This window comes from Saltatorellus ferox, from assembly GCA_007751475.1.
GTDB lineage: Bacteria > Planctomycetota > UBA1135 > UBA1135.
This window is the reverse complement of the sequence record CP036434.1, coordinates 4,481,630-4,493,301: the sequence shown is the minus strand read 5'-3', so window position 1 is coordinate 4,493,301 and position 11,672 is coordinate 4,481,630. Positions and strand designations below refer to the sequence as shown.

The window sequence follows — 11,672 nt, the reverse complement described above, 5'->3', positions numbered from 1 at the left end:
TTGGCGCTACGCTCTAGTCCATGGGAAATCAGGACGTCAACACGGGTGGCAACACCGACCTTCGTTCGTTCATGCAGGCCGTGCTAGAGGACATCCAATGCCTCGAGACGATGATCGAGCGAGGCATGATCGAGCGCGACGTCCGTCGAATCGGCGCCGAGCAAGAGCTGTTCCTCGTCGATGATTCCTGGCATGCCGTCGCCAAGCAGAGCGAGGTCCTCGCTCGGCTGAAGGGCAACTACACGCGCGAACTCGCGGCCTTCAACATCGAAGCCAACATGTCGCCCCAGCCGCTCGGCGGCAACTGCCTCTCGGCGATGCAGGAGGAGCTCGACGTTCTCATCCGCGATGCGCGAGGCGCCGCCCAGGCGGAAGACGCGCGGATCCTGATGTGCGGCATTTTGCCGACCCTGCACCAGTCGGATCTTTCCCTCGCCAACATGGCGGAGAGCGAGCGCTATCACCGGCTCAACCGCGTCATGGTCGAGATGCGCGGCGGGCACTTCGAGACGCTGATCAAGGGCCTCGACGAACTCCGCGTCGTCCATGACAACGTGATGATGGAGGCCTGCAACACGTCGTTCCAGGTCCACTTCCAGGTCTGCGACGAGGAGTTCGCGAACCTCTACAACCTCGCTCAGCTGGTCACCGGTCCCGTGCTCGCCGCGGCCGTCAACTCGCCGGTGCTCCTCCAGCACCGCCTCTGGCACGAGTCGCGCGTCGCGCTCTTCGCGCAGTCGCTCGACGTGCGCAACGCTTCCCAGATGGCGCGGAACCAGCGCCAGCGCGTGACCTTCGGCGAGCGCTGGGTGCAGAACGGCGTGATCGAGATCTTCCGCGAAGACGTGGCGCGCTTCCGCCTTCTTCTCGGCGCGGACACGATCAGCAGCTCCTTCGAAACGCTCGAGAAAGGCGGTATTCCGACGCTCGACGCCCTTCGCATGCACAACGGCACGGTGTACCGATGGAACCGCCCGTGCTACGGCATCTCCGACGGCAAGCCGCACCTTCGCATCGAGAATCGCGTGCTTCCCGCTGGCCCGACGACCCAGGACGAGATCGCGAACGCGGCGTTCTTCTTCGGCCTCATGATCGCGTACGGCGAGGAGCTCGACGACGTCCGGCGCGTGATGGAGTTCGACGACGCGAAGGGGAACTTCATGGCGGCGGCGCGCTACGGTCTGAGCGCGGAGATGCGGTGGCTCGGCGGTCGCAGCGTCAGCGCGCGCGACCTCATCCTCTCGGATCTGCTCCCGCGTGCTCGCGAGGGCCTCGCTTTCAAGAAAATCGACTCGGCTGATATCGACCGCTACTGCGGCCTGATCGAGGAGCGCGTCTCGTCCGGTCGGACGGGTGCTCAGTGGGCGCTCGATTCGCTCGCCCGGATGGGGGACAAGGGCACGCGCGACGAGCGCCATCGCGCGCTCGCGTCCGCAACCTACGCGCGCCAGGCATCGGGCCTTCCGGGTCACCGCTGGGCCCTCGCGGAACTCGACGACAGCACCGACTGGCGCCACAGCTTCCGCACGGTCGCCCAGATCATGAGCCGTGACGTCTTCACCGTTCATCCCGAGGACGTGATCGACCTCGCCGTCAGCCTCATGGACTGGGAGCACATCCGCTACGTGCCCGTCGAGGACAGCCACGGCGCGCTCGTGGGCCTGCTGTCGCAGCGGATGCTCATGCGCCTGGTGGCCAAGCGAGGCGGCAAGCGGGCCAGCGACGCGCCGCTCTCCGTGGGCGAGGTCATGTCCAAGAACCCGGTGACGATTTCGCCGGGCGACACGACGCTCGCGGCCATCGACAAGATGAACGAGATGAAGATCGGGTGCCTTCCGGTGGTCGAGAGCGGACGCCTCGTGGGCATCGTCACCGAGCATGACTTCGTGGATGCTGCGGCGAAACTCCTGCGCCAGACTCTCGAAGGGCGTCCGATCGGCCCCAAAAAGGGGCAGGCCGACGCGGGGTCGTGACTGGACGAATCTTCATGGAATTCTTCACGGATGAAACCGGGCCTTGACCCTGTCTTGACCCGATAATGCCGGGTGATGACGCCCTCCGACTTCAGCTCCGAGCCCCTCGCCGCCGGCGACCCCGCGGGTGGCATTCGCACCGAGGCCTATACGGGTGCCTACTACCCGGATCTGGATGGCCTCCAGCGCCAGATCGGGATCAAGGACGACGGCCGTCCCGGCCCACTGGTCCTCATCACGGCGGGGATGCACGGCAATGAGCCGGCCGGAGTTCGCGCGGTGCGGGAGGTCCTCGAGAGTCTCAGGAACACCCCGACCGGCGGCCGGATCGTGGCCCTCGCGGGCAACCTGGGCGCCATCCGCCGCGGCGTTCGCCATCAGGGCCAGGACCTGAATCGACTCTGGACGGCGGAGAACCTTCAGCCCCTCGGCGGTCGTGCACCGGAGGACGACACGCCGGACGAACGCGAGCTTCGCGCTCTGTTCAGCACGATCGAGGCCGAGCGAGATGCCGCCCGCGCGAAGGCTCAGCGCGTCGTGCTGATCGACCTGCATTCGACGTCCGCGGACGGCGGCGCTTTCTCGGTGGTGCCCGACTCGATCCCGAGCCGTCGCCTGGCGCGGGACATCGGCCTCCCGGCGATCCTCGGTCTGGAAGAGCGCATCGAGGGCCCGCTTCTCACCTGGCTCGTGAGCCAGGGCGACACGGCGACGGTCATCGAAGGCGGCCAGCATGACGCGCCGCGCACCCAGGAGGTGCTCCGCGACGGACTGTGGGTGGCCCTGAGCCACGTCGGCGTGCTGCCCGAGCACGACGAGCGCGTCGACCGCGCGCGCGTTCTGATGCGGGCCTCCTGCGACGATGTCCCCGAGGTCCTGGACCTCGTCTACGCCCACGTGATCGATGGCGAGACCGGCTTCCAGATGGATGCGGGCTGGTCGAACTTCATGCCCGTGCAGCTGGGCCAGGGGTTGGCGCGCGAGCACGGCCAGCCAGTGACGGCGCCGATCGCGGGCTACATGCTGATGCCGCTCTATCAGGGCCTCGGCACCGAGGGCTTCTTCCTCTGCCGCAAGGTCGGTGGAGCCTGGCTCCTCGCCTCGCGAATCCTGCGCCGATCGTGGTTCGAGCACATGCTACGCCTTCTGCCCGGCGTCAAGGCCCTCGACACGCGAGCAGGCCACGTCACGGCGCGCCGCGGGGCGTCGACGCTGACGACGGGACTGCTGCACCTGTTCGGCTACCGCAAGCACGCGCCGACCGGTGAGACGACCGTGTGGACGCGCCGGCCCCAGTAGCGGGCCCAGTAGCGGGCCCAGTAGCGGGCCCAGTAGCGGCTCCAGAGCAGTAACGCGGTAGCGGCCCAGTAGCGTCCAGAGTCGCAGTGGCGCTTCCCATCATTCGTCGCCCTCCGGCCTGAAATTGCAGCGGGTTGTCGCTCCTGCCGATACCGTCACCGATGGCACAGGGCCCAGGCCACCTCGGTCACCTGCGGAGAGTTCATAGCGACCCGGCGGCAGCGCGGTACTCGTCAACTGCTCTCCCGGCAAGAGCGTACTGGTGCGGCGAAGACTGCGCGTGCGGCGGACGCCCGACGGGGGTGCTGTCGTCGCGAACGGGACCCACGTTCCTTCGGAATCAGCGAGGCGAATCCAGAGCGGCTTTCGATGGACGCCTGGCGGCAGTTCTACCGGCGCGACCAGCTCGATCCATCCGCCTGGAACGGCCTTCAACTCGACCTCCGTGGTCTTACCAGGAGTGATGTTCAGGGTCTGCCTCATGGGGGACACGGCCCAGCCTGCCCCGTCCCAAAGGACCACGTCGAGTGAGACCCGGCCGGAGGGAATTCCCCTGAGTCGACGAGTGATGCCTTTGGCTGTCCGCTCGTCCTCGCTCGTGAGGTAGCAAATCAGGTCGCCGTTCTGTCGGAGGTCCAGAACCCTTAGCTGCGCACTCAGGGGAGGCTGCGCGTCCGTGGGAAAGCTTGCTTGCCTGACAACGACCACCACGTCACCGGTCACGGTTGAGTCAGGACGCAGGGCTAGCGGAGCGAAGCCGGAGTGGGTCGTTGGACCGAAGGTGCCGCCGTAGATCAGACCGGAATCGTCGACGGCCACGACGGCATAGACACCTCCGAACACCGCGTCGAAGCTGGCGCTCATGGGATCCCGCCGGGACGTGCTCGCGCCGCCGGTCGCCCCTTCGTGCCGTGCGAAGGTACGTCCGCTCCTGCACGTGGCCGCCAGGCGCCCGAATGGAACGGCTACCTCCTCTCCGGATGGATCCGGCCTGAAACACTGCACGCGCACGCGCACACCGCGGACCTTTACCACGTGTAGATCGGGGCCGGGAATAGCCGCTTCCCCCTCGATGATCTCGAACGGGCAGTGCATGAGTTGCAGCTGCACGGGCTCGCGGAGTCCGCCCATCGAGAAGGTCCCGTCGGGGCCGGTTCTCGCTGACCCAACTCCTCTCCGCCCCCCGGAGCTGTCGACCGTCGCCGGAAACGCCGTCACCTGCACGTCGCTGAAGGGCTCACCGCCCTCGAAGACGAGTCGACCGCGGAGGGTTTCACCCCCATGGATCATCAAGCGCCCCACGTCCACGGTTTCGCCTGGGACGACCTCGATACGGAGGACCTCGGTCTCTCCGAAATTGGCGACATGGATCTGGAGATTCAGGCTTCCGAAAATCGATGCCTCGGAGCGGAACGTCTGATCTGGACCCAGATCCAGAATCCGGCTTTCCTCTCCGCTTGCCCCGACGCGCCTCAGGGTCAGCTCGACTGCGCCCAAGTTCTCCGGTCCCACGACACGTCCCTCGATCCAGGCCACTCCCTCTGAGAACGCTGGCGGTCTTTCTTCCGCCCGATGGGGCGTCGGTGCCAGCGCAGGAAGAGACACGGGCTCAGCGAGTGCGATCTGATCCTTGACGCTGACCAGATCCGACGACTTCAGCGGCGTCGGCCCATTCTGGGCGGGCGCGTCGATCACGACCGGAGCGATGGGCAGCGCGGCCCCATCTGGACTCTCCGACCCCTTGAAGATCAGGAGGCACAGACCAGCGATGATCGCGGCGGCGAAAACGAGCGTGCGCGAACTCATGGGAGCGATAGTACTCCATCCGCGGCCTAAGTCATGGAGGGGGGGGGACCCTTCGGCTCAACCGCTTGTCGACCATGGGGCAGCGGCGAGACCCCCGACATGGGCGGGAAGAGAAGTTTGCCCAGGAGCGTCGGCGCGCCCCATGCTCGATCTCCCGTTCTCCCAGCGGATCTTGGCTCTGGCGCTGCTGCTCGCGATGGTCTCGGGGATCGAGCTCTCGCTTCGGGGGAAAGGCGCCGTGCGCTGGCGCTACTCGCTCTTCGTCCTGGCGACCGGCTTTCTGGGGGCGGCCTACGGTGGCGTGCACGACGCGCTGACCGTCCAGATCTCCCCGGAATACTTCTCGGTGCTCGAGCGCCTCGGATCGAAGGACCTGGAGGCCCGCGCGATCAGCCTGGGGGCCCAGGCCGGTTTCTCGTTCGGCGCGATCGCGGCGGTGCTCCTCGCCTACCTATCGGAGCGGCGCCGACCCGCGGGCGGTGAGCCCGAGCTGGTCAGCCTGGTCGCATGCTGGCGGCGAATCGCCCTCTTCGCCTTCGTCTTCTCTGCGATCGGCGGAGTGGGAGCCTACGCCGCGCTATCGGACGGCTGGACAAGCCGTAGTCTGCCGACCTTCAACGCCCGGACAGGGCGCCGTCTGCTGACGGTCTGGGTCGTTCATTGGTGCACCTACGTGGGCGGCGGCGCCGGACTCTACTACTGCGTGCGTGATCGAACCTGGCTGCCGTGGCAGCCCAGCACCTACAGGGAGGGGGTGGAACCGCCCATGTAGAACTCGGGGTGAGGCGGTCTTCTCACCCGGCGGGTCTCTCGATTCGTGAGCGAAATCCCTGACATGACTCCCACGAAGAGGCGGGTGCCGGAGACACTGCGCGCTCGGCTCCGCCCCATTCGAATCCCTCGTATCCACGATCGCGTCTGCCAAGCTGGTCCGGGGTGTCGGGAGCCATGGCCCGTGCCAGCGCGACCCTATTCACCTATGAATCCCCTCACTTTCCTGCCACTGCTCGCCGCGGCCCCCCTCGCCGCCCAGAACTGCCTCCAGCTCGAAACCTCGCCCACCCCGACCTTCAACGCCGAATACGGGTTCTCGGTCGCCATGTCCGACAGCCTGGCGGTGGCGGGCGCTCCGGGGTCCCAGGAGGTCAATGTGTACGCGCGCTCGGGCGGCGCGTGGTCGCTCGTTCAGACGATCACGCCGAACGGCGGCCCGGTGGCCGAGTTCGGCTACAGCCTCGATATCGAGGGTGACCTCCTGGTCGTCGGCGCGAAGGCCGCCAACGTGGCCCAGGTCTTCCGGCTCGACCCGATGACCGGACAGTTCGGCTTCGAGGTCCAGCTGACCGGTTCCGACATCGTGGCCGACGAGGCCTTCGGCCAGGACGTCTCGATCGAGGCTGGCACCGTCTTCGTCGCAGCGGCGGGGGACGATCCGAACGGCCCGCGTTCCGGTGCAGTCTACGTCTTCTCGGGCAGCGGCAGCACCTGGACCGAGACCTATCGACTCTTCCCGCCCGACGGAGAGGCGGGCGAGTTCTTCGGCGTCGCCATCGATACCGAGGGAGACACCCTTGTCGTCGGCGCGCTCTTCGACGACGACGGCGGAACCAGCGTTGGCTCGGCCTACGTTTACGACAACTCTGGCTTCGCCGGATGGTCGCTCAGCCAGAAGCTCCAGGCCAGCGACGGTGCGCCCAACGACTTCTTCGGCGTCTCCGTGGCGGTGGACGGCACCACCGCCATCATCGGCTCCGAGGGCGACGACGACAACGGGCAGTTCTCTGGCTCCGCCTACGTCTTCGAACGAGACGCGTCGCTGGCCTGGACCGAAGCAGTCAAGCTGCTGGCCCCCGACGGCTTCACGAACGATGACTTCGGCTTCGCCGTCGCCATCGAAGGCACGACGGTCGATGTCGCTGCCCGCGCTCACCAGAGCGCCGGCGCCGTCTATCGGTTCGATCTCTCGGTCGGCACCGACGCCATCGCCAAGTACCGTTCGCTGAATCCGACGCCGGGGGAGACCTTCGGCTCCGCCGTCGACATCGCTTCCGATCTCAGCAACATCATCGGATCGGCCGGTCGCTCGACGAGCACGGCTCAGATCAGCGGCGCGATCTACTTCCCGCAGTTCGCTGCGGGCGGAATCGTGGATTGCAACGGCAACCTCATCGATGATGCCTGCGACCTCGCTCTGGGAACGGCGCTCGACATCAACGCCAATGGGGTCCTCGACGAGTGCGAGGCGGTGGGTTCCATTTACTGCACCCCGAACGCGCAGAACTCCACCGGGACCTGGGCCAAGATGATCGCGACGGGCTCGGCCGCGGTGGCCGACAACGACCTGACGATTCTGGTTTCGGATCTTCCCCAGAACTCCGCCGGCTACTTCTTTGCCAGTGGCAACATCGGCTTCGTGGCCTTCCCGGGGAGCAGTCAGGGCATCCTCTGCATGATCGGCGGCATCTCTCGTTTCGGTGGCGTTCAGCTGGCGGGGACGACGGGTACGTTCGACTTCGCGGTGGACCTCAACAACTTCGCGGGCACCGGGCCGGCCCAGGTGGGACATACCTGGTACGTTCAGACGTGGTACCGGGACGCCAACCCGACGTCGACCTCCAACTTCTCCGACGGTATCGAGATCACGTTCCTCTGATCGTGGAGAGTCGAACCTCCTGCCGGGAAAGTGTGTGACTTCCGGCAGGATTCTGCCACGGATGAGGAAAGGGGGATCTTCCTCGGAAGACAGATCCGCGCTCACTCGACGGGTGCATTTTCGCACAGTCGGAGTGTTGGGCCCCTTCCAGGGGATCGCAGCGGTACCTTCTCCGGCCGGGCACGATTCTTGATCCGCACCCGGGATCATGCCATGGGCCGCCCCCGTTCGATCAGCCCTGAACGTCCTGGCGACTCGACGGGCGCCGATCATGGCGGCGGTCGCCGTTCGCTCCCTCTTTCTGGTGGCAGGGTGGGGGCGCTTCTTCGCCGGAGACGAGCCCGGATACGAACGGCTCGGTGATATCTGGCGACTCGAGGGGATCTATGTCGGTGCATGGCCTCCGGGCATCCCGTGGCTGATTGCCACGGCAGGAGATGTGTTCGGTCACGCGGCGGGGATGGGCGTCCTGCGGTTCCTTCTGGTGCTCACGAGTGGCTTCATCTGCCACTGCTTGATGTCGCTCACTCGTCGCCTCGCAGGACGCGGCGCGGAACGGACCGCAGGCTGGTGCTACGCCCTCTATCTCCCTCTGGTTCCCAGTGCTCACCTCGTCGTCAGCGAGCAGCTCCAGGTAGCCTTCGTGCTGCCTGCGCTCTTGATCCTCTGGGGACTGGTGCAAGATCGGAAAGGGTGGCGCGCTTGCTGGCACGCGAGTCTTGCGGGCGCGCTCCTCGGCGTCGCCGGGCTTCTGCGCGAATCGGTCGTGCTGCTCCTGCCCGGTGTGGCTCTCTGGATGCTGCAGCGAGCCGGCATGCGACGGGGCGTGCTCGTCGGCGGATACGTCGCGCTCGGTCTCGTCGCGGTCACGCTGCCCTGGGCCACGCGCAACCTGCGGGTGACCGGCCAGGCCTCCTGGTTCGGTCACTCGGCCGGCGGCTTCGTCGCGGCGGGCTGGAACGGGCACCATGCGGACTTCGACGTGGAGGACCTGCGCGATAGGGTCGGCACGCTTCCGATGGGCGGCCTCCGGGACGCGCTCTTGCGAGATCCACCCATGCCCTGGACCGCTCCACGGACGGGCGCTCACGCCGTGCGAAGTTCGGAGAACGTCCAGCGCGGCATGAAGTTCGCGCTGGAAGAACCCGGGTGGATGCTCCGTACTCGCGTGCTCCACCAGGCTCGTGCGTGGTCGCCGCTCTCGGATATGGTGCGCTACCTTCGATCGGGAGCCTACGCGGGTCCGCTGGACCGGCCCACGGTCCGCGGAACGATCGGTACTCTGGCGCTCCTTCAGTCGATGCTGTTGCTCGCGTGTGCCTGTCTGGGATGGGAGCGCATGAGCAGGGCTCGGGGCGCGCGGTGGCTCATGGCCATCGCACTCGCCGCCTACGTGGCGAGCACGTTCGTGCTCTCCATGACGCGCTACCGCGTCCTGCTCGACACCTTGCTCTTCATCCCCGCGGCGGTGTGGTGGCGCAGCCGAGGCGAGCGCCGCCCATCGATCCGATCCACGGCGGGACTTGGCTTCCTCTGCCTCGCCTGGGCGATCGAGCTCCCCTGGATCCTGGTTTCGATGGAGGCCCTTTGGACGGACGATTGATGGATCGCCAGTGGGGGGTCCTTCTCCTGCTGTGGATGATGGCCATGGCCTGGCTCGGGCACGCCCACGAGACCGTCCCCACGGACGCGGACCTCTGGCACGAGTTCGAGCGGTCTGCCGACGCCAGGCTCTTGGATACGCTCATCCTGCGCGGCGCATTCGGTCAGGCCGGGATCCCTGAGTTCTCCGACTGGATACTTCGGAACGAAGAGTGGATCGCGCGGATCCGTGCGCTTCATCCGCTGGAGACACCGGGGCCCCGGTGCAGGGCTCGGCGTTGACCACTCGAGTTAGGAGGAGCCAAACTGGAGGTCAAGGTTCAGACTCCTGGCCCCCCTTCTTCTCGCTGTCGAACCGGAATGACGTCAGTTCGAGGCCAGGAGAGCCACGAGCCGAGTCGGTACTGAATCCGACTCGAAGCCGCTACTCTTCGAACTGCAGACCGTTCGCGTTCAGAAACGTGGCGGCTTTGGGTCGGGTTCAGTACCGCCAGAACTTCGACGGATACCTATGCTGGCAAGGACCATGCGGCACGTGCTCTCTATCCTCGCGCTCGGCTTGCTCCTGTTTCTGGGTTGGCGCTTCACCGGGACCGTCGAGTCTCACTCCACGGAGTGGGTTCCTTCGGGAGCGGCCCCTTCCCGCACCGTGATGATCCCGGCGGATGAGTCGCTGGTGGACGTGGTCACTCGCCCCGCAGAGGTCCACGTCGCTGCAGGGAGACAACCCCTCGAGGCCGCCGAGGCAGGGGTGGAGCGTCCGCCTGGCTTTGGCGAACTCGTCATCCGCGTGCTGGTCGGTGGGAAGCCCGATGTGGGCGCGCTGGTGCAACTCGACGAGGGCGTCGACGCTCTGGTCAGCGGACTCGCGACCGAAGACGGTCACGCCACGACAGATCGTCGAGGGGAAGTCGCGTTCTACGTCCGACCCACGCGAACAGCGCGCGTGTCGGTCTCCAGCCCGGGCACGGGCTTCACCTTGGAGGGCAGCTACACCACGCCCTTCGGGGGACGGACGCGTGTGGTGGTGATCGAACTCGGTCCTGGGAAGGAGAGCACGCCGAGAACCTTCAAGGTCACGTCCGAACTCGACGGATCTCCCCTCGTCGGCGCCCGCGTCGTCGCGGCCACTTCGGATGGTGCCCACACGGTCGAGGCCGAAACGGACGGTGAAGGCGTGGCTCGGCTCTTCGCCGCTGGCCAGCAAACGTACGAAGTGTGGCACGAGGGGTTTGCCACCGCGGAGCTGCTAGCCGCCGAGGATCAACAGGCGATCCAGGTCGAGCTTCGGCCCCTCACGAGGTTCCACGGCCAGCTGTCGTTGGCGCTGGACGCAGCCGCCGATCCATCGGTTCGGTACGGCGTCGCCCGTGACGGGTCGACGACCGTGGGGCCCGGCGGGCGGATTCGGATCCTTCCGTTCACGCCGCCGCTGGAGTATGCCGAGGGTCAAGATCCGTCTTCACGTGTCATCGAGGTGGGCAGCTGGGAGACGTTCCAGAAGAGGCGCTTCGAGGCCTACGTTCAGGCGGATGGCTCCTGGTCGGCCGAGGTCGCGATTCCCCCCGAGCTGGAGGAATGGACCGATGTCTCGATCTTGCAGACCACGGTCGCAGGGACCCATCGGACGATCGCCACGGTGCCGAGGGCTCGGCCCGGCGATGTGCTCTTCGTTTCGGATCCCTGGGCTTCGGAACCCCCCTTGTCGCTTCGCTTCCAGTCGCCGCTCGGAGAGCCGGTCGGCGGCGGGCTCCGGGTGACGCTCGCCATGGCTGGGGGGCGAATTCCCGGAAAGGACGCGGTCGTCACCGCCCGGATCCGACCCGACGGCGAGCTGTATCTCCTGCATCTACCCCAGCAGGTTTGGAACTACTCCGTCGACGTTCCCGGCCTGCCGAAGGCCTGGAGGCCGTCGGGCACTTTCCAGCACGCAGGGGGAGGCGATCCCATCGTCTTGACGCAGAGTGGGAGGCCCCTCGAAGTGACGATCCAGCCAAAAGAGGGAGTCAACCTCGAGAACGCGTACCTCGCGCTCACACGACCGGGCGATCGGGTCAAAGCCCTCTGCTATCTCGGGAAGCATCGATCGGTCGGCGGCCCCGCCCATACCTTTCTGCTCGTGCCCACAGGGGTCGCCGCCGAGCTGGTTCTCCTGGTCCCCAGAGCGCCGGACGGCGACTGGATCGTCGTCGAGGGTCGAAACCATTCCCTCCGGGAGTTGCTGCGAATACCGGTCGCCCGGGGGCAGCGCGCGATCGTGCTTCGCCCCTGATGGTTTTGCTGCTGACGAAATCTCCGGTTCCAGGTTAGGGTCGGGGCTTCATCGACGTCCCGTTCGG

8 protein-coding genes are annotated in these 11,672 nt (G+C 66.6%); 7 read left to right on the top strand and 1 reads right to left on the bottom strand.

Features of this window, described 5'->3' with window-relative positions; genetic code table 11:
• Positions 1–20: 20 nt before the first annotated feature.
• Entirely contained in the window at positions 21–1,973 is a 1,953-nt protein-coding gene (locus Poly30_RS16060) for a CBS domain-containing protein (protein ID WP_145199204.1), read from the top strand.
• A 75-nt stretch (positions 1,974–2,048) separates the two neighbouring features.
• Positions 2,049–3,272 (top strand): succinylglutamate desuccinylase/aspartoacylase family protein, encoded by a 1,224-nt coding sequence (locus Poly30_RS16055; RefSeq protein ID WP_145199201.1) that lies wholly within the window; start codon positions 2,049–2,051, stop codon positions 3,270–3,272.
• A 99-nt stretch (positions 3,273–3,371) separates the two neighbouring features.
• Here Poly30_RS16055 and Poly30_RS16050 read toward each other — a convergent pair whose 3' ends face one another.
• On the bottom strand, positions 3,372–5,078 hold the full coding sequence (locus tag Poly30_RS16050; RefSeq protein ID WP_145199198.1) for an excinuclease ABC subunit UvrC: 1,707 nt from the start codon (positions 5,076–5,078) through the stop codon (positions 3,372–3,374).
• A 142-nt stretch (positions 5,079–5,220) separates the two neighbouring features.
• Between Poly30_RS16050 and Poly30_RS16045 the strand changes: the two genes are divergently transcribed.
• The 5 genes from Poly30_RS16045 (at position 5,221) to Poly30_RS16025 (ending at position 11,605) form a co-directional block, all read left to right on the top strand.
• Positions 5,221–5,850 carry a hypothetical protein gene (locus Poly30_RS16045; protein WP_145199195.1) on the top strand — a complete coding sequence of 210 codons (630 nt, stop codon included), beginning with the start codon at positions 5,221–5,223 and terminating at the stop codon, positions 5,848–5,850.
• A 207-nt stretch (positions 5,851–6,057) separates the two neighbouring features.
• The gene (locus tag Poly30_RS16040; RefSeq protein WP_419190250.1) at positions 6,058–7,731 is read left to right on the top strand and encodes an FG-GAP repeat protein; all 1,674 of its coding nucleotides are present in this window, start codon (positions 6,058–6,060) and stop codon (positions 7,729–7,731) included.
• A 208-nt stretch (positions 7,732–7,939) separates the two neighbouring features.
• Positions 7,940–9,334, top strand: coding sequence for an ArnT family glycosyltransferase (locus Poly30_RS16035; RefSeq protein ID WP_145199189.1), 1,395 nt, complete (start codon positions 7,940–7,942; stop codon positions 9,332–9,334).
• Entirely contained in the window at positions 9,334–9,615 is a 282-nt protein-coding gene (locus tag Poly30_RS16030; RefSeq protein ID WP_145199186.1) for a hypothetical protein, read from the top strand. The genes Poly30_RS16035 and Poly30_RS16030 overlap by 1 nt, the downstream gene beginning before the upstream one ends.
• A 253-nt stretch (positions 9,616–9,868) precedes the next feature.
• Positions 9,869–11,605 (top strand): carboxypeptidase-like regulatory domain-containing protein, encoded by a 1,737-nt coding sequence (locus Poly30_RS16025; RefSeq protein ID WP_145199183.1) that lies wholly within the window; start codon positions 9,869–9,871, stop codon positions 11,603–11,605.
• Positions 11,606–11,672 lie beyond the last annotated feature (67 nt).

Excerpts from the sequence above, each read along its gene's own strand:
- Poly30_RS16060 (WP_145199204.1), top strand. The coding sequence starts at position 21 with ATGGGAAATCAGGACGTCAACACGGGTGGCAACACCGACCTTCGTTCG.
- Poly30_RS16055 (WP_145199201.1), top strand. The coding sequence starts at position 2,049 with ATGACGCCCTCCGACTTCAGCTCCGAGCCCCTCGCCGCCGGCGACCCC.
- Poly30_RS16050 (WP_145199198.1), bottom strand. The coding sequence starts at position 5,078 with ATGAGTTCGCGCACGCTCGTTTTCGCCGCCGCGATCATCGCTGGTCTG.
- Poly30_RS16045 (WP_145199195.1), top strand. The coding sequence starts at position 5,221 with ATGCTCGATCTCCCGTTCTCCCAGCGGATCTTGGCTCTGGCGCTGCTG.
- Poly30_RS16040 (WP_419190250.1), top strand. The coding sequence starts at position 6,058 with ATGAATCCCCTCACTTTCCTGCCACTGCTCGCCGCGGCCCCCCTCGCC.
- Poly30_RS16035 (WP_145199189.1), top strand. The coding sequence starts at position 7,940 with ATGCCATGGGCCGCCCCCGTTCGATCAGCCCTGAACGTCCTGGCGACT.
- Poly30_RS16030 (WP_145199186.1), top strand. The coding sequence starts at position 9,334 with ATGGATCGCCAGTGGGGGGTCCTTCTCCTGCTGTGGATGATGGCCATG.